An 18,342-nucleotide genomic window follows, 5' to 3' on the forward strand; every position below is an offset into this window, starting at 1 on the left:
CGTCCCCCAATAACGAGGCAGTCAGCAGTATGGAACAGTTCGAAGCGATCAACGTTGAGCAGGCGTACACCCGCTGGAAAGAGGGCAGCGCCGCCCTGGTCGACATCCGCGATCCGCAAAGTTTTGAAGCCGGGCATACGCCGGGCGCCTTTCACCTCACCAACGCCACCCTGTCGGCCTTTATGCAGCAAAACGACTTCGAGCGGCCGGTGATGGTGATGTGCTACCACGGCAACAGCAGCCGCAGCGCGGCGCAATACCTGCTGCACCAGGGGTTCGACGCGGTCTACAGCATCGACGGCGGTTTCGAAGCCTGGGCCCGCCAGTACCCGCAAGACGTGGAAACCTCTGCCTGATCCCCGCCGCCCGCTGCGCATCGGCGGGCTTTCCCTTCGATTTTATGCGCGTTTTCGCGGGTTTTTCGCAGATCCGTTTGCCAGCGCTCAGGATTTCGACGTTATAATCGGCCGTCAGGGTCATCGGCGAGCAAGCCGCGGCCAAAATCATTCACTTACGACGGAAGAGCAATGGTTAGAGTAATCGCCATATCCAACCCGCGCTTGGCGCTGGCCTTTGTCGACTATATGGCGACCCAGGGCATCCGGCTTGAGCTGCGCAACAGCGGCGAGGCGGCGGAAATCTGGCTGGCCGACGACAGCCACCTCGAGCAGGTGCAACACGAGCTGCAGCAGTTTCTGGTCGATCCGCTCAACCGCCGTTATCAGGCCGCCAGTTGGCAGACCGGCCATACCGACGCCGGCCTGCACTATCAGAGCGAATCCTACCTGCACACCCTGCGCAGCAAGGCCGGGCCGCTGACGCTCGGCGTGATGGTACTGTGCATCGCGGTCTACATCCTGATGCAGGTGCTGGGTGACGATACCGTGATGTACTGGCTCTCCTGGCCGCAAGACAGCAGCCAATACACGCAGCTGTGGCGCTGGGTCAGCCATGCGTTCCTGCACTTCTCCCTGCTGCATATCCTGTTTAACCTGATGTGGTGGTGGTATCTCGGCGGCCAGATGGAAAAACGCCTCGGCGCCGGCAAGCTGTTCGTGCTGGCGGTGGTGTCGGCCTTCTTCAGCGGCTGGGCGCAATCGCTGTTCAGCGGCGCGTTGTTCGGCGGACTTTCCGGCGTGGTCTATGCGCTGATGGGCTATGTGTGGCTGACGGGGGAACGGGCGCCGGAGCGCGGCCTGATGCTGCCGCGCGGCCTGATGGTGTTCTCGGTGCTGTGGCTGGTGGCCGGATATTTCGATATTTTAGGAATGTCGATCGCCAACGCGGCACACGTAGCCGGTTTAGTGTTAGGGTTATTGATGGCATTTTGGGATACGCGTCATCGCGCACACAACGAACAATAACAGCCGGGAGCTGTGCCCAGCGGGCATGGCGGGCGTTTTAGGGGATTATCGTGAAGCAAACACAGCGTCATGACGCAATTATCGAGCTGGTGCGCCTGCAGGGTTACGTCAGCACGGAAGAGCTGGTGGAACATTTTGACGTCAGCCCGCAAACGATTCGCCGCGATTTGAATGACCTGGCCGACCAGAACAAGATCCAGCGTCACCACGGCGGCGCGGCGCTGCCTTCCAGCTCGGTCAACGCTGCCTATAACGATCGCAAGGTGATGTGGTCGGAAGAGAAAGCCCGCATCGCGCAGCGCGTCGCCAGCCAGATCCCGGACGGCGCCACGCTGTTCATCGATATCGGCACCACGCCGGAAGCGGTGGCCCATGCGCTGATGAACCACAAGAACCTGCGCGTGGTCACCAACAACCTCAACGTCGCCACCCTGCTGACCGCCAAGGAAGACTTCCGCCTGATCCTGGCCGGCGGCGAAGTGCGCACCCGTGACGGCGGCATCATGGGCGAAGCCACCCTGGACTTTATCTCTCAATTCCGCCTCGATTACGGCATTCTCGGCATCAGCGGCATCGATATGGACGGCTCGCTGCTCGAATTCGACTATCACGAAGTGCGCACCAAACGCGCGATTATCGAAAATTCCCGCTGCGTGATGCTGGTCACCGACCACTCTAAATTCGGCCGCAACGCCATGGTCAACCTGGGCAACATGAACCTGATCGACTACCTGTTTACCGACCAGCTGCCGCCGCCGAGCGTGATGAAAATCATCGAGCAGTACGACGTGCAACTGGAGCTGTGCTGATCCGCTGTTAACCTGCGGGGCGCGCCGCCGCCCCGTTTCCTACTCCCCGCCCTCTTCATCGACAGCCGTTTGCGCGCTCGCGCCATATCCACATCATTTATGTGACTATCATCACCAAACTGTTACCTCTATCACGCCTAAATGTTTTTGTTTGGTTAAGTCTTGGCTTGCTTGTTGGTTTTTGATTACAATCATGAGCGAAAACGAACATGAAAGAGCTATTTCGAACATCTGGAGGAAGATGACGTGGAAACCAAAGACTTGATCGTTATCGGTGGCGGCATCAACGGTGCCGGCATCGCGGCGGATGCTGCCGGGCGCGGGCTGTCGGTACTGCTACTGGAAGCGCAAGACTTGGCCTGTGCTACGTCTTCCGCCAGTTCCAAACTGATCCACGGTGGCCTGCGCTACCTGGAACACTACGAATTCCGTCTGGTGAGCGAAGCGCTGGCCGAGCGTGAAGTGCTGCTGAAGCTGGCACCGCACATCGCGTTCCCGATGCGTTTCCGCCTGCCGCACCAGCCGCACCTGCGTCCGGCCTGGATGATCCGTATCGGCCTGTTCCTGTACGATCACTTGGGCAAACGCACCAGCCTGCCGGGCAGCAAGGGGTTGCGCTTTGGACCAGAGTCGGTGCTGAAGCCTGAACTGAAGCGCGGTTTCGAATATTCCGACTGCTGGGTTGACGATGCTCGCCTGGTGGTGCTGAACGCGCAGGAAGTGGAAAAACGCGGCGGCGAAGTGCGCACCCGCACCAAAGTGACCCGCGCATGGCGTGAAAACGGCCTGTGGATGGTGGAAGCGGTCGATATCGACAGCGGCAAAACCTTCACCTGGCGCGCCAAAGGCCTGGTGAACGCCACCGGCCCGTGGGTGAAAAACTTCTTCGACGACGGCCTGAAGCTGAAATCACCTTACGGCATCCGTCTGATCAAAGGCAGCCACATCGTGGTGCCGCGCGTGCACGATCAGCCGCAGTCTTACATTCTGCAGAACGAAGACCACCGCATCGTGTTCGTGATCCCGTGGAATGACGAGTTCTCCATCATCGGCACCACCGACGTGGAGTACAAAGGCGATCCGAAGGACGTGAAGATCGACGAGAACGAAATCGCTTATCTGCTGAAAGTGTACAACGATCACTTCAAGAAGCAGCTGGGCCGCGACGACATCGTCTGGACTTACTCCGGCGTGCGTCCGCTGTGCGACGACGAGTCCGATTCACCGCAGGCGATCACCCGCGATTACACGCTGGACGTGCACGATGAGCAGGGCAAAGCGCCGCTGCTGTCGGTCTTCGGCGGCAAGCTGACCACCTACCGCAAGCTGGCCGAGCATGCGATGGAAAAACTGGCCCACTACTACCCAGGCTGCGGCCCGGCGTGGACCAAAAACGCCACGCTGCCGGGCGGTGACATCGACGGCGACCGCGACGGCTACGCGGCCAAACTGCGCCGTGCGCACGGCTGGTTGCCGGAAGCTCTCGCGCGCCGCTATGCCCGCACCTACGGCAGCCAGAGCGAGCTGATCCTGGCCGGCGCCAACGGCCTCGCCGATCTGGGCGAAGATTTCGGCCACGGTCTGTATGAAGCCGAGCTGCGCTACCTGACCGAGAAAGAGTGGGTCGTAGAACTGGCCGACGCCATCTGGCGCCGTACCAAGCTGGGTATGTGGCTGGACGAGGCGCAGCAGGCGCGAGTGAAAGCCTGGCTGGCAGAACACGCGAAAACGAAAGCGCTGTCTCTGGCTTCCTGAGCCGCAGCGTAACGAAAAAGGGCCGGTTATCCGGCCCTTTGCTTTTTTCCTGTCCCGCTTTACAGCTTCACCGGCTGAATGTGCCAGATTTCGTCCGCGTATTCCTGAATGGTGCGATCGGAGGAGAAGTAGCCCATGTTGGCGATGTTCAGCACCGCGCGCCGCGTCCATTCGTCCTGATTGAGATAGACCTCGTCCACCTTGTCCTGCGTGTCCACATAGCTGCGGTAATCCGCCAACAGCTGATAGTGGTCGCCGAGGTTGACCAGCGAGTCGAACAGATTGCCATAGCGTTTCGGCTCTTCCGGGCTGAACACGCCGGTAGCGATCTGCGTCAGCGCCTGATGCAGCTCCGGGTCTTGCTCATAGTACTGGCGCGGGTTGTAACCGTTGCGGCGCAGCTCCTCGACCTGCTCGGCGGTATTGCCGAAGATAAAGATATTCTCCTCCCCCACATGCTCGCGCATCTCGACGTTGGCGCCGTCCAGCGTGCCGATGGTCAGCGCGCCGTTCAGCGCGAACTTCATATTGCTGGTGCCCGAGGCCTCGGTGCCCGCCAGCGAGATCTGTTCGGACAGATCCGCCGCCGGGATGATGATCTGCGCCAGGCTGACACCGTAGTTCGGAATGAACACCACCTTCAACTGGGTATGCACGCGCGGATCGTTGTTGATCACTTTGGCCACGTCGTTGATCAAGCGGATGATCTGCTTGGCGGCATAGTAGGCCGAGGCCGCCTTGCCGGCGAAGATCACCACCCGCGGCACGCGCTCGATCTCCGGATCGTCCAGCAAACGGTTATACAGCGTGATGACATGCAGCACGTTGAGCAGCTGCCGTTTGTACTCGTGGATGCGCTTGATCTGCACGTCGAACAACGCATCCGGGTTGACCACCACGTTGAGCGTTTTGGCGATATACAGCGCCAGCCGCTCCTTGTTCTGCCGCTTGGCGCGCTGTACCGCCTGCAGGAAGCTCGGGTAGTCGATATTGGCCTGGATCTCGCTCAGCTGGCTGAGATCGGTGCGCCAGGTTTGGCCGATGCAGTCGTCCAGCACCGCCGCCAACGGCGGGTTGGCCAGCGCCAGCCAACGACGCGGCGTTACCCCGTTGGTTTTGTTGCAGAAACGAGTCGGGAACAGCCGGGCGAAGTCGGCGAACAACGACTGCACCATCAGTTCAGAATGCAGAGCGGAAACGCCGTTGACCTTGTGGCTGGCCACCACCGCCAGCCACGCCATGCGCACCCGGCGGCCGTTGGTTTCGTCGATGATCGAGACCCGCGCCAGCAGATCGTTGTCGCCCGGCGCCACTTCCTGCACCATCTTGAGGAAGTGATCGTTGATTTCGAAAATCAGCTGCAGGTGGCGCGGCAAGATGCGGCCTATCATGTCCAGCGGCCAGGTTTCCAGCGCCTCGCTCATCAGCGTGTGGTTGGTGTAAGAGAACACCTGCTCCACCACTTCCCAGGCGTCGAGCCACTTGAATTTGTGCTCGTCGATCAGCCGGTGCATCAGCTCGGGAATCGACAATACCGGGTGGGTGTCGTTGAGGTGAATGGCGATTTTGTCCGCCAGGTTGTCGAAGGTTTTGTGCATCAGCCAATGGCGATTGAGGATATCCTGTACCGTGGCCGACACCAGGAAATACTCCTGCCGCAGCCGCAGTTCGCGCCCGGAGGAGGTCGAATCGTCCGGATACAGCACGCGCGACACGTTCTCCGAATGGTTTTTATCTTCCACCGCCGCGAAGTAATCGCCCTGGTTGAACTTGCCGAGGTTGATCTCGTTACTGGCCTGCGCGCCCCATAACCGCAGCGTGTTGGTGGCGTCAGTGTCAAAACCGGGGATCACCTGATCGTAGGCAATGGCCACGACTTCTTCGGTCTCCAGCCAACGCGCCTTGGCGCCCTCCTGCTGCACGCGGCCGCCGAAGCGCACCTTGTAGCGGGTGTTATGGCGCGGAAACTCCCACGGATTGCCGTACTCCAGCCAGTAGTCCGGCGATTCCATCTGTTGGCCGTTGACGATGTTCTGCTTGAACATGCCGTATTCATAGCGAATGCCATAGCCGCGCCCCGGCAGCGCCAGCGTGGCCAGCGAGTCGAGGAAGCAGGCCGCCAGCCGGCCCAGACCGCCGTTACCGAGCCCGGGGTCGTTCTCTTCCTCCAGCAGCTCCGCCAGGTTCAGCCCCATCTCATTCAGCGCATTGTCGATATCCTGATAGATGCCCATCGACAGCAGCGCGTTAGACAGGGTGCGGCCGATCAGGAACTCCATCGACAGGTAATACACCTGCCGCACGTCTTGAGACAGCTGGGCGCGGTTGGAACGCAGCCAGCGCTCCACCATGCGATCGCGCACCGCGAACAGCACGGCGTTCAGCCAATCGTGCCGGTTGGCGATAGCCGGATCCTTGCCGACGATAAACATCAGCTTATAGGCGATGGAGTGTTTCAGCGCTTCCACACTGACCGTAGGTGAGGTGTAACTAAACGGTGAAGTCATGGCTTTTTAATCCCTTGTAGGGAGCCCCGCCATTCGCCGCGGAATAGCGGGCTCCGCTGAACATGGACGCGGTACGCCGCGCCCCGACAATCTACCCTTACGGCTGCCCGCCGTGCGTCAACCCGAGACGCGAAACGCGGGCTACAAGCGTTGATAAAGCGATAAATACTCTTTCGCCGCCACCGGCCAGCCGAAGTCCACGCTCATGGCGTGACGCTGAACGTGGCGCCAGTGTTTCGGCCGGCTCCACAGCACCATGGCGCGGCGGATGGCGTTGCCCAGCGCAACGGCGTCGCAATCGTCGAACACAAATCCGCTGGCGGTGCCGTCGGCCAGGTTCTCTAGGGCGCAGTCCACCACCGTGTCCGCCAGCCCGCCGGTACGGCGCACCAGCGGCAGCGTGCCGTATTTCAGGCCGTAGAGCTGCGTCAGGCCGCAGGGCTCGAAGCGGCTCGGCACCAGAATGACGTCGGCGCCGCCGATGATGCGGTGGGAGAAGGATTCGTGATAACCGATCTGCACGCCGACCTGCTCAGGGTAGTCGGCGGCGGCGGCCAGAAACGCCTGCTGCAGCACCGCGTCGCCGGCGCCCAGCAGCGCCAACTGCCCGCCCTGCGCCAGCAATTCGGGCAACGCCTGCAGCACCAGATCGAGGCCTTTCTGGCTGGTCAATCGGCTCACCACCGCGAACACCGGCAGCGATTCGTCCACCTTCAGCCCCATGGCCTTTTGCAGATGCAGCTTGTTTTTGACCTTGCTTTTCAGATCGTCGGCGTCATAGCGGGCGCTCAGCCGCGGGTCGTGGGTCGGATCCCAAATCTTGTCGTCCACGCCGTTGAGGATGCCGCTCAGCCTGCCCTGCCGCTGCCGCTCCTGCAGCAGCCCCTCCATGCCGTAGCCGAACTCCGGCCGGGTGATCTCGCGCGCATAGGTCGGGCTGACGGCGGTCACGTGGTCGGCATAAAACAACCCGGCCTTGAGGAACGACATCTGGCCGTAGAACTCCAGGCCATAGACGCTGTAAAACGACGCCGGCAGCCACAGCTCGGTCACGTGATGGGCGGAGAACAGCCCCTGGTAGGCCAGGTTGTGCACCGTGAACACCGAACGCGCCGGGTGGCCGTTGGCGGCCAGATAGGCGCAGCTGAGACCGGCGTGCCAGTCGTGGGCGTGCACCAGCTGCGGGCGCCAGTAGCGATCCAGCCCCTTGGCCAGCTCGCAGGCCATCCAGCCCAGCAGCGCAAAGCGCCGGTGGTTGTCGGGGTAGGCGTACATGGACTGATCGTGGTACGGGCTGCCCGGCCGGTCATACAGCCAGGGCGCATCGATCAGGTAAATGCCCACGCCATGATAGGTGCCGTAACGCAGGCCCACCCGGCCGGCGAACGAATCGATTTCCGCCACCAGCACGGTGTCCGGAATGCCGTTGCGTACGTCAGGGAAAGCGGGCAATAGCACCCGAACATCGGCGCCTTCGGCGATTTGCGCCGCCGGCAGTGCGCCAACCACGTCTGCGAGTCCGCCCGTTTTCAGCAGGGGGAACATTTCAGAACATACGTGTAAGACCTGCATTATCACTCCTGAAAGTCGGCCGAAGGCCTCTGGATAAGAAATAAAGCAGGCTTGCCGCTGTTATGTGTGCCGCGTTGCGCAAGCCATCGAACCGTTCATCGGGCGGCAGGCTATCGTTCTGCCGCCCACGTTAACTCACAATTTTGACAACATTTCGCGCGTCACCAGCACGATGCCGCCTTCCGAGCGATAAAAACGCTTGCTGTCCTCATCGGCGTTTTCCCCGATCACCATGCCCTCCGGAATGTGGCAGGCGCGGTCGATGATGCAGCGCCGCAGGCGGCAGGAACGGCCGACGTTCACGTCCGGCAACAATACGGTAGAGTCGATGGTGCAAAACGAGTTCACTCGCACGCGCGGGAACAGCACCGAATGCACCACCACCGACCCGGACACGATGCAACCGCCGGACACCAGCGAATTCATGGTCATGCCATGGCTACCGGAGCGATCCTGCACAAACTTGGCCGGCGGCAGCGGTTCCATGTGGGTGCGGATCGGCCAGGCGCGGTCGTACATGTCCAGCTCCGGCGTCACCGACGCCAGATCGAGATTGGCGCGCCAGTAGGCGTCCAGCGTGCCCACGTCGCGCCAGTACGGCGGCAAGTCGGGGTTGGACGTCACGCAGGATAAGGTAAACGGATGTGCCCACGCCGCCTGCTGCGCGGTGATTTTCGGGATCAGATCCTTGCCGAAGTCGTGGCTGGAGCCGGGGGTCGACATATCCTCCTCCAATAGCTGGAACAGGTAGGCGGCATTAAAAATATAGATGCCCATGCTGGCCAGCGACATATCCGGGTTGCCCGGCATCGCCGGCGGATCGGTGGGTTTTTCCAGAAACTCGATGATGCGATCGCTTTCATCCACCTTCATCACGCCGAATTCACCGGCCTCGCTGCGCGGCACCGGCAGGCAAGCCACAGTGCACTGAGCGCCCTTCTCGACGTGGTCGATCAGCATGCGCGAATAATCCATCTTGTAGATGTGATCGCCCGCCAGGATCACCACGTATTCGGCCTCGTAGCGGCGGATGATATCCAGGTTCTGGTACACCGCGTCTGCGGTGCCCTTGTACCAATGCTCGGTGCTGAGGCGCTGCTGGGCCGGCAGCAGATCGACGAACTCATTCATCTCCTCGTTGAGGAATGACCAGCCGCGCTGAATGTGCTGCACCAGCGTGTGCGACTGGTATTGGGTGATCACGCCGATGCGGCGGATGCCGGAGTTCAGGCAGTTCGACAAGGCGAAGTCGATGATGCGGAATTTGCCGCCAAAGTGGACGGCGGGCTTGGCGCGGGTGGAGGTCAAATCTTTCAGACGTGAACCGCGGCCGCCGGCCAGGATCAGCGCTACGGATTTAATCGGCAACTGGCGCGCCAACATCAGGGGGTCTTTATTTTCAAACCTAACCATAGCGGACTCCTTTTATTATTTCCGTACCAGTACGCAAAGCGAGCGCGCGGCCTGGTGCCAGGCGGGCAATACCGCCCGTGAGTCTTCCTGAGTGAACGGGGCGACAACCTGCCAATCGCCTTCCGGCAACCTCATCTCCGTCGTTTGCGGCGTGGCGTTGATCAGCAGCAGCCAGCGCTGCGACAGCAGGATCTGCATGAGCGGCTCGCCCTGCTCCCACTGCTGCGCGTCGAGCGCCTGCCCTTGCGCGTTCAGCCACTGCACGCTGCCGTCATCCTGCTGCCACCAGCGGTCCTGCTGCAGCGCGGGGATCTGGCGGCGCAGCGCGATCAGCGCCGCGACGTAATCGGTTAGCGCATCGTCCGCCGTGGCCCAATCGAGCCAGGTGGTGGCGTTGTCCTGACAATAGGCATTGTTGTTCCCCTGCTGGCTGTGTCCCTGTTCATCGCCGGCCAGCAGCATCGGCGTTCCCTGGGACAGCAACAGCGTAGCGAGCATCGCCCGCTGGCTGGCCCTGCGGCGTTGTACAATGGCGTCGTCGGCCACCAGGCCTTCGACGCCGTGGTTGTTGCTGAAATTGCGATCGCTGCCGTCGCGGTTGCCCTCGCCGTTGGGCTGATTGTGTTTCTCATTGAAGCTGACCACGTCTTGCAGGGTAAAACCATCATGGGCGGTCAGCATATTGACGGTGGCGTAAGGCGCTCGCCCGCGCTGGTTATACAGATCGCTGGAAGCGGCAAAACGCCGGGCGAACTGGCCGAGCGACACGCCGCTCTGTAGCCAGAAACGGCGCATGTCATCGCGGTAATGGTCGTTCCATTCGGCGAAGCGGCCGGGAAACGCCCCCACCTGATAGCCGCCGGGGCCAACGTCCCAGGGTTCAGCGATGAGCTTGCAGCGCGACAGCACATCGTCCGCCAGCATCGCCTGGAACAGCGGGGCATCGCGATCGAACTCCGGCGTGCGGCCGAGCACGCTGCCCAGATCGAAACGGAAGCCGTCGACGTGGCACTCCCGTACCCAAAAACGCAGGCAATCCATCACCCAGGCCACGCCTTGCGGCTGATCCAACCGCAGCGTGTTGCCGCAGCCGGTGTCGTTGACATAGTCCCCTTCGGGCGTCAGCCAGTAGTAGCTCAGGTTATCGATGCCGCTCAGCGACAGCATCGGTCCGTCCCTGTCCAGCTCGGCGCTGTGGTTAAACACCACGTCGAGGATCACCTCGATGCCGGCTTGGTGCAGCGCCTTGACCGCATCGCGAAATTCATTCAGCGGCGTGCCCTCGGTGCTCAGGCTGGCGTAGCGGTTGTCCGGCGCATAGGGCGCCAGCACGTTATAGCCCCAATAGTTGATCAGCCCCAACCGCTGCAGGCGCGGTTCGGAGGTATGTTGCTGCACCGGCAGCAGTTCCAGCGCGGTGATGCCGAGGCGTTTGAAGTGGGCGACCATCGCCGGGTGCCCCAATGCGGCGAAGCTGCCGCGCAGCGCCGGCGGGATCTTCGGGTGCAGCAGCGTCAGGCCGCGCACGTGCGCTTCATAAATCACCGTCTGGCCCCAGGGCGTGGCAGGCGGGCGATCGTCCTGCCAGTCATACCGTTCGTCCACCACCACACATTTCGGCATTAGCTCTGCGCTGTCGTGCGGGTCCGGCTGCTCGTAACCGCCGTGCAGGTGCGGGTGGTCCCCCACCGGCCCTTCCACCGCGCGCGCGGCCGGATCGAGCGCCAGTTTGTTGGGGTTGAAACGCTGTCCGTTCGTCGGATCAAACGGGCCATAGACCCGGTAACCGTAACGTTGCCCCGGCCTGCCGCCCGGCAAATAGCCATGCCAGATATCGCCGCTGCGCGCCGGCAGCGGCAGGCGTACTTCGCGCTGCTGGCCGTCGAACAGGCACAGCTCCACCCGCTCGGCGTGCGCCGAGTACAGGGTAAAGTTGATGCCTTCGCCGTCGTAATGCGCGCCCAGCGGCGCGGCGAGGCCGGCCGTCAGCTCCGTCATGGCGCCTCCCGCAGCAGATAAATGGTCGCCAGCGGCGGCAGCGTTACGCAGATGGAGAAGTCGCGGCCGTGGCTGCCGACCGCTTCGGAAGAGACCCGCCCCTGATTGCCGGCGTTGCTGCCGTGATAGTGGTGCGAATCGGTATTGAGGATCTCGCGGTAGTCACCGGCGCGCGAGAGGCCGATGCGGTAGCGGTAGCGCGGCACCGGGGTAAAGTTGCTGATGGCGATCAGCTCATTGCCCTGCGAATCGTAGCGCGCGAAGGCGAACACCGAGTTATCGTGATCGTCGACCACCAGCCACTCGAAGCCGTCCGGCCGGTAGTCGCGCTCGTACAGCGGCGCCTGCTGCCGATAGCAGTGGTTCAGATCGCGCACCAGCCGCTGCACGCCGTTATGCCAATTATCCAACCCCTCCAATAAATGCCAGTCGAGGCTGGTATCGAAATTCCACTCGCGCCCCTGCGCGAATTCGCAGCCCATAAACAGCAGCTTTTTGCCCGGATGCGCCCACATAAACCCGTAATAGGCGCGCAGGTTGGCGAACTTTTGCCAGGCGTCGCCCGGCATGCGGTCGAGGACCGATTTTTTGCCGTGCACCACTTCATCGTGCGAGATAGGTAACACGAAGTTCTCGGTATAGGCATACAGCATGCCGAAGGTCATCTGGTTGTGGTGATATTTGCGGTGCACCGGATCGCACTTCATGTAATTGAGCGTGTCGTGCATCCAGCCGAGGTTCCATTTGTAGTGGAACCCCAGGCCGTTGGCGTCCGGCGGCAGAGTGACGCCGGGATAGTCGGTGGACTCCTCCGCCAGCGTCACCGCGCCCGGCTGCGCCTGGCCAATAGTTTGGTTGGTATAACGCAGGAAGGCGATGGCCTCCAGGTTCTCGTTGCCACCGTAGTAATTCGGCACCCACTCGCCGTCGGCGCGGCTGTAGTCGCGATAAATCATCGACGCCACCGCATCGACTCGCAGCGCATCGATACCGAAACGCTCCAGCCAATACAGCGCGTTGCCCGCCAGGTAGTTGCGCACCTCGTGACGGCCGTAGTTGTAGATCAACGTATTCCAGTCCTGGTGGTAGCCCTCGCGCGGATCGGCGTATTCGTACAGCGCAGTGCCATCGAAATTCGCCAGGCCGTAGGCGTCGCTCGGGAAGTGCCCCGGCACCCAGTCAAGGATCACGTTGATGCCCGCCTCATGCGCCGCCGCCACGAACGCCCTGAAATCGGCCGGCGTGCCGAAGCGACGGGTCGGCGCATACAGCCCCAGCGGCTGATAGCCCCAGCTGCCGTCGAACGGGTGCTCGTTGATCGGCAACAGCTCGATATGGGTGAACCCCATGTCCTTCACATAGTCGATAAGCTGCACCGCCAGCTCGCCATAGCTAAGCCAGAAGTGATTATCGGTGTGGCGGCGCCATGAGCCAAGATGCACCTCGTAGATGGCGATCGGCTGGTCAAAATCGTTGGCGCGGCGGCGCGCCGGCGTCGACGGCACCCCCTCCGGCAGCGGCGCCACCAGCGAGGCGGTATCCGGGCGCATCTGCGCCTCAAAGGCGTAAGGATCGGCTTTCAGCTGGGTATTGCCGTAGCAATCGACGATTTCATATTTGTACAGCTGGCCGGCCCGCACGCCGGGCAGGAACAGCTCCCAAATGCCGTTCTCACGCCGCAGACGCATCGGATGGCGGCGGCCGTCCCAGAAGTTGAACTCCCCCACCACCGAGACGCGCTGGGCGTTGGGCGCCCAGACCGCAAAACTGACGCCGTCGATGCCATCCAGCGTAACGAGGTGGGCGCCCAGCCGTTCATAGGGACGCAAATGCGTGCCCTCGGCCAATAGCCAACTGTCGATATCCTGCAGCAGCGGGCCAAACCGGTAGGGATCGTCGACAGTCTGTTGGTGATCGCGCCAGCTGACCTGCAGCTGATAGCGGAAAGGATTTTTTCGCCGCGGCACCACGGCGCTGAAGAAACCGCGCGGATCGTCGCAGTTCAGCTGCACCAGCCGCCGGCCGGTTTGCTGTTCTACCAGCCAGACTGCGCCGGCGTCCGGCAGCAGCGCGCGCACCTGCAGACCGTTATCGGTCACATGCATGCCAAGCAGAGCAAAAGGGTCGGCGTAATGGCCGGAGATGATCTGATCAATCACGTCACGATCGGGAAGTACAGGCATAGTCTTCTTCCTTAGATTAACAGCATGATCTAAGCACGGCTTGTTGGTTATTCCTTGGCCGTTTTGGTCATCATGCAATGCATTCGGACTCTAAAGCGTGATTGCGGTCGGTTATTGACCAATCTTTACTCTGCCGACCTGAATTTCGCTCTTTATGCTTATTTTTTGAAATATTTCAGTCATGGTGAAAAAGTGTTCACCCATGCGTTAAGCATAGCCAATGTCTGTTAAAAACTGCTCAGCATTGCTCAGGAAAATTCTTCATTAAGAAAACTGCCAGCCCGGCGGCGTCTGAATGCGGCGGCCGACGAGGCGATATGCGGGGTGGAGCCCAGTGAAACGAAGCTTGCGGTGACGTTGTCCGACGCGGTGCGCGGCGAACAAAAAGGCGGAAAATAAGGCTTTAGGGGGCTGAAATCAGCCAGCCCCCAGGAAGTGCGGGTTTACAACAGGATGCGCAGCATGCGGCGCAGCGGCTCGGCCGCGCCCCACAGCAGCTGGTCGCCCACGGTGAACGCCGACAGGTACTCTGGCCCCATGTTCAGCTTGCGCAGACGGCCGACCGGCGTATTCAGCGTGCCGGTCACCGCCGCCGGCGTCAGTTCGCGCATGGTCAGCTCGCGGTCGTTCGGGATCACGCGCACCCAGTCGTTGTGCGTCGCCAGCATCTGCTCGATTTCCGGCAGCGACACGTCTTTTTTCAGCTTCAGGGTGAACGCCTGGCTGTGGCAGCGCAGCGCGCCCACGCGCACGCACAGGCCATCGACCGGGATCACGCTGCCGGTGTTCAGAATCTTGTTGGTTTCCGCCTGGCCTTTCCACTCTTCGCGGCTCTGGCCGTTGTCGAGCTGCTTGTCGATCCATGGGATCAGGCTGCCGGCCAGCGGCACGCCGAAGTTATCGGTCGGCAGTTTGCCGCTGCGGGTGGCTTCGGTCACCTTGCGCTCGATATCCAGAATGGCGGAAGCCGGGTCCTGTAGCTCTTTCGCCACGTCGGCGTGCAGCATACCCATTTGGGTCAACAGTTCGCGCATGTGGCGCGCGCCGCCGCCGGAGGCCGCCTGGTAGGTGGCGACCGACGCCCACTCCACCAGATCGTTAGCGAACAGGCCGCCGAGGGACATCAGCATCAGGCTGACGGTGCAGTTGCCGCCGACGAAGGTTTTGATGCCTTTGTCCAGGCCCTGCTGGATCACCGCGTGGTTGACCGGATCCAGGATGATAATGGCGTCGTCCTGCATGCGCAGCGACGAGGCCGCGTCGATCCAGTAACCCTGCCAACCGCTGGCGCGCAGCTTAGGATAGACTTCGTTGGTATAATCGCCGCCCTGACAGGTAATAATGATATCGAGCGCGCTCAGTGCGTCGATGTCATACGCATCCTGCAGCGTGCCTTGCTGGCCGCCGAAGGCCGGCGCGGCAGAACCGTGCTGCGAGGTGGAGAAAAAGACCGGGCGAATGGCGTCGAAATCGCGCTCTTCCGTCATGCGTTGCATGAGAACCGAGCCGACCATTCCGCGCCAACCGATGAAACCAACGTTTTTCATAATATCTGTATCCCGCCCGGATAAGGGCTTATGTAGGTGATAACGAGTTGTGTGCAATATCTCCTCACCTTACAAAATGTCGGCGCGGGCGCAAAGTGAATTTATTCGATGGCTGAGGATTTCTCAGCAATCCTTCTTATATACCCGTCGTCTTTCAAACTGCAGCGTTGTTACCTGCACGATCGCATCCCCAGTCACTTACTTGAGTAAGCTCCTGGGGATGCGATCGCTGGGCGCCTAGCTGCAATTTGAAATCCATAGGGTATAGGCAAGGACGCGGCCGAAAAGGCCGAGGCGTTTTCCCGATCACGAGGTCACCATGACAGAGATGATTTCCGCTACGGTATTGCTGTTTTTAATTATGGATCCGCTGGGCAACCTGCCGATTTTCATGTCGGTGCTCAAGCACCTGGAACCGCGCCGCCGCCGGGTGGTGCTGATCCGCGAACTGCTGATCGCCCTGCTGCTGATGCTGATCTTCCTGTTCGCCGGCGAGAAAATTCTGGCGTTCCTCAACCTGCGTACCGAAACCGTCTCCATTTCCGGCGGCATCATCCTGTTTCTGATCGCCATCAAGATGATTTTCCCCACGCAGGAGGGGAACAGCTCCGGGCTGTCCGCCGGCGAGGAGCCGTTCCTGGTGCCGCTGGCGATCCCGCTGGTGGCCGGGCCATCGATTCTGGCGGCGCTGATGCTGCTGTCGCACCAGTATCCGCATCAGCTGCCCCATCTGGTGGCAGCGCTGTTGATCGCCTGGGGTCTCTCTGCGGCCATTTTGCTGATGTCGAACCTGTTCCTGCGCCTGCTGGGCAGCAAAGGCGTCAGCGCGCTGGAGAGGTTGATGGGGCTGATTCTGGTGATGCTGTCGACCCAGATGTTCCTGGACGGCGTGCGGGCTTACATGAAGCTGTAGGCGCCTGGCAGCGCCGACAACGGCCCGCGCTCAGCGGGCGGTAACGCGGCGAATATAGGCGAGCGTATCGGCGACCACGCCGTCCAGCGGCTGGTTGATGTCAATCGCTTGCACATCCGGCTCCTGCTCGCCCGGCTCTTCCAACGTGGCGAACTGCGAAACCAGCATCTGCGGTTTGAAGAAGTGACCTTTGCGCTGCTTCAGGCGCTCCTCGATCACCGCCTTGTCGCCTTTCAGGTAGAGGAAATGCAGGTTGCTATTCCCTTCGCGCAGGCGGTCACGATAGCTTTTTTTCAACGCAGAGCAGACCAGCAGCGACACGGGATTGGTGCGTTGCATGGCGAAGATGGCGTCGTTCAAGGCCGCCAGCCACGGGGCGCGATCGTTGTCGTCCAGCGCGTGCCCGGCAGCCATTTTGTTGATGTTGGCGCGCGGATGCAGATAATCGCCGTCCAGCATGGCGGCCTCGGCCTCGTGGGCGACAGTGCTGGCTACGGCGGATTTGCCGCTGCCGGATACGCCCATCAGGATAAATACGTGATTCTGCGGATTGCTCATTGTGTCATGCCCCTATGGGAACTGGCGCGAGCGCGCCAAATGCGTCCCAACTGATAAAGATACTCTGGAACGCCGACGCCCCGCAGGGCGCCGGATAAAGATTATACGACCGTCGCCAGCAGCAGACAGCCCACCAGGCCGCACACCGAGATGATGGTTTCCAGCACCGACCAGGATTTGATGGTTTCCATGATGCTCAGGTTGAAATACTCCTTGAACAGCCAGAATCCCGGATCGTTGACGTGCGAGAAGATGACGCTGCCGGAGCCGACCGCAATCACCATCAGCTCAGGGCTGACGCCGGTGGTGGCGATCAGCGGCGCGACGATGCCGCCGGCGGTGATTGCCGCCACGGTGGCGGAACCCAGCGCCAGACGCAGCGCGGCGGCGATTGACCAGGCCATCAGAATCGGCGAAACGTTGCTGCCTTCCATCAGGCCGGCGATGTACTGCTCGACGCCGCTGTCCACCAGCACCTGTTTAAAGGCGCCGCCACCGCCGATGATCAACAGCATCATCGCGATGATTTTAATCGAGTCGGTGATGGTGCCCATCACTTCATCCATGGTGCGGCCACGGTTCAGGCCGAAGGTGAAGATGGCGATCAGCACGGCGATCAGGGTCGCCATCACCGGGTCGCCGAAGAACTCGGCGAAGCGCAGCAGGCTGTGGCCCTTCGGCAGCACCATTTCAGCCACCGCGCGCAGCGCCATCAGGATCACCGGCACCAGCGACGTGGCAACGCTGACGCCAAAGCTCGGCATCTCCGCGTCGGTAAAGGTTTTCGGGTTGTACAGGCCTTCCGGCACCGGCTTGTCGATGCCTTTCAGGAAGCGGGCATAGACCGGGCCGGCCAGGATCACCGTCGGGATCGCCAGCAGCGTGCCGTACAACAGGGTTTTACCCATGTCAGCATGGAAGATGGTGGCGATGGCGGTCGGGCCTGGATGCGGTGGCAGGAAGCCGTGAGTCACCGACAGCGCGGCGGCCATCGGCACGCCGACGTACAGCAGCGGAATGCGTGCGGAGGCGGCGATGGTGAACACCAGCGGCAGCAACAGCACGAAGCCCACTTCGTAGAACAGCGCGAAGCCGACGGTGAAGCCGGTCAGCACCACCGCCCATTGAATGTGTTTTCTGCCGAACTTGTCGATCAGCGTGGTGGCGATGCGCTGTGCGCCGCCGCAGTCCGCCAGCAGCTTGCCGAGCATGGCGCCGAAGCCCATGATCAGCGCCAGGCTGCCCAGCGTACCGCCCACGCCGGCCTTGATGGAGCCGATGACCTTATCGACCGGCATACCCTGTGCAATCCCGACCGCCAGGGCAACCAGAACCAGAGAGATAAAGCCGTTCAGCTTGAAGCGGATCATCAGCAGCAGCAGCAGCGCTACGCCGCCTGCAACAATCACTAATGGCATAGTTTTTCTCCAACCTTTTATCGCGACTCTCTTTACGATAGGCGTAAAGCGTGCGGTTGTTTTATTTTTAGGCTCTTTCCCGGTGTTTAAGAAGAGCTGTAGGTGTTGTTGAGTCAGAGGTTCAGTCTTGCAGCAAGATGACCGCACACTCGTTGTTACCGGTATCATGATACCGGTAACAACATAAGCGCCGGAACCGGGTAAGCGGCTAAAATTCGCGTTCTGGGACAGAGATCAAACTTATGTCGGCAACGAGCGGCGGGCTTACAGGCGGGATAACCAGCGCGCCTCAGAGCGCGCTGCAA

The 18,342-nt window shown here is 61.3% G+C and carries 13 protein-coding genes; 5 read left to right on the forward strand and 8 right to left on the reverse strand.

Features of this window, described 5'->3' with window-relative positions; translation table 11 throughout:
• The first annotated feature begins 29 nt into the window (after positions 1–29).
• The 4 genes from glpE (at position 30) to glpD (ending at position 3,928) form a co-directional block, all read left to right on the forward strand.
• Positions 30–356 carry a thiosulfate sulfurtransferase GlpE gene (gene glpE / locus BVU99_RS05080; protein WP_004930790.1) on the forward strand — a complete coding sequence of 109 codons (327 nt, stop codon included), beginning with the start codon at positions 30–32 and terminating at the stop codon, positions 354–356.
• 171 nt (positions 357–527) lie between these two features.
• A complete protein-coding gene (glpG, locus tag BVU99_RS05085; protein WP_043138958.1) occupies positions 528–1,364 on the forward strand; it encodes a rhomboid family intramembrane serine protease GlpG in 837 nt (278 codons plus the stop codon).
• 50 nt (positions 1,365–1,414) lie between these two features.
• Positions 1,415–2,173 carry a DeoR/GlpR family transcriptional regulator gene (locus BVU99_RS05090; protein ID WP_004930797.1) on the forward strand — a complete coding sequence of 253 codons (759 nt, stop codon included), beginning with the start codon at positions 1,415–1,417 and terminating at the stop codon, positions 2,171–2,173.
• Positions 2,174–2,419: 246 nt separating this feature from the next.
• The gene (gene glpD, locus BVU99_RS05095; RefSeq protein WP_043138961.1) at positions 2,420–3,928 is read left to right on the forward strand and encodes a glycerol-3-phosphate dehydrogenase; all 1,509 of its coding nucleotides are present in this window, start codon (positions 2,420–2,422) and stop codon (positions 3,926–3,928) included.
• Positions 3,929–3,987: 59 nt separating this feature from the next.
• On the opposite strand, the gene glgP is transcribed toward glpD, so the two are convergent.
• From glgP to asd, 6 genes are all read right to left on the reverse strand, one after another.
• Positions 3,988–6,435 carry a glycogen phosphorylase gene (gene glgP / locus BVU99_RS05100; protein WP_025304564.1) on the reverse strand — a complete coding sequence of 816 codons (2,448 nt, stop codon included), beginning with the start codon at positions 6,433–6,435 and terminating at the stop codon, positions 3,988–3,990.
• Positions 6,436–6,576: 141 nt separating this feature from the next.
• Positions 6,577–8,007: a glycogen synthase GlgA gene (gene glgA, locus BVU99_RS05105; protein ID WP_099817015.1), complete on the reverse strand. Its 1,431-nt coding sequence runs from the start codon at positions 8,005–8,007 to the stop codon at positions 6,577–6,579.
• Between the two features lie 135 nt (positions 8,008–8,142).
• Positions 8,143–9,420: a glucose-1-phosphate adenylyltransferase gene (gene glgC / locus BVU99_RS05110; RefSeq protein ID WP_025304566.1), complete on the reverse strand. Its 1,278-nt coding sequence runs from the start codon at positions 9,418–9,420 to the stop codon at positions 8,143–8,145.
• A gap of 15 nt (positions 9,421–9,435) precedes the next feature.
• Complete coding sequence (glgX, locus tag BVU99_RS05115; protein WP_043138967.1) at positions 9,436–11,418, reverse strand: glycogen debranching protein GlgX; 1,983 nt, start codon at positions 11,416–11,418, stop codon at positions 9,436–9,438.
• Complete coding sequence (gene glgB / locus BVU99_RS05120) at positions 11,415–13,601, reverse strand: 1,4-alpha-glucan branching enzyme (RefSeq protein WP_089196337.1); 2,187 nt, start codon at positions 13,599–13,601, stop codon at positions 11,415–11,417. Before glgB ends, glgX begins: the two co-directional genes overlap by 4 nt.
• A gap of 443 nt (positions 13,602–14,044) precedes the next feature.
• Positions 14,045–15,148 carry an aspartate-semialdehyde dehydrogenase gene (gene asd, locus BVU99_RS05125; protein WP_016930397.1) on the reverse strand — a complete coding sequence of 368 codons (1,104 nt, stop codon included), beginning with the start codon at positions 15,146–15,148 and terminating at the stop codon, positions 14,045–14,047.
• Positions 15,149–15,467: 319 nt separating this feature from the next.
• Between asd and BVU99_RS05130 the strand changes: the two genes are divergently transcribed.
• Entirely contained in the window at positions 15,468–16,061 is a 594-nt protein-coding gene (locus BVU99_RS05130; RefSeq protein ID WP_004930825.1) for a YhgN family NAAT transporter, read from the forward strand.
• A 30-nt stretch (positions 16,062–16,091) separates the two neighbouring features.
• On the opposite strand, the gene gntK is transcribed toward BVU99_RS05130, so the two are convergent.
• On the reverse strand, positions 16,092–16,619 hold the full coding sequence (gene gntK, locus BVU99_RS05135) for a gluconokinase (RefSeq protein WP_016930399.1): 528 nt from the start codon (positions 16,617–16,619) through the stop codon (positions 16,092–16,094).
• A gap of 101 nt (positions 16,620–16,720) precedes the next feature.
• The gene (gene gntT / locus BVU99_RS05140; protein ID WP_016930400.1) at positions 16,721–18,037 is read right to left on the reverse strand and encodes a gluconate transporter; all 1,317 of its coding nucleotides are present in this window, start codon (positions 18,035–18,037) and stop codon (positions 16,721–16,723) included.
• Between the last annotated feature and the right edge of the window lie 305 nt (positions 18,038–18,342).

Source organism: Serratia sp. OLAL2, assembly GCF_002752475.1.
GTDB lineage: Bacteria > Pseudomonadota > Gammaproteobacteria > Enterobacterales > Enterobacteriaceae > Serratia > Serratia bockelmannii.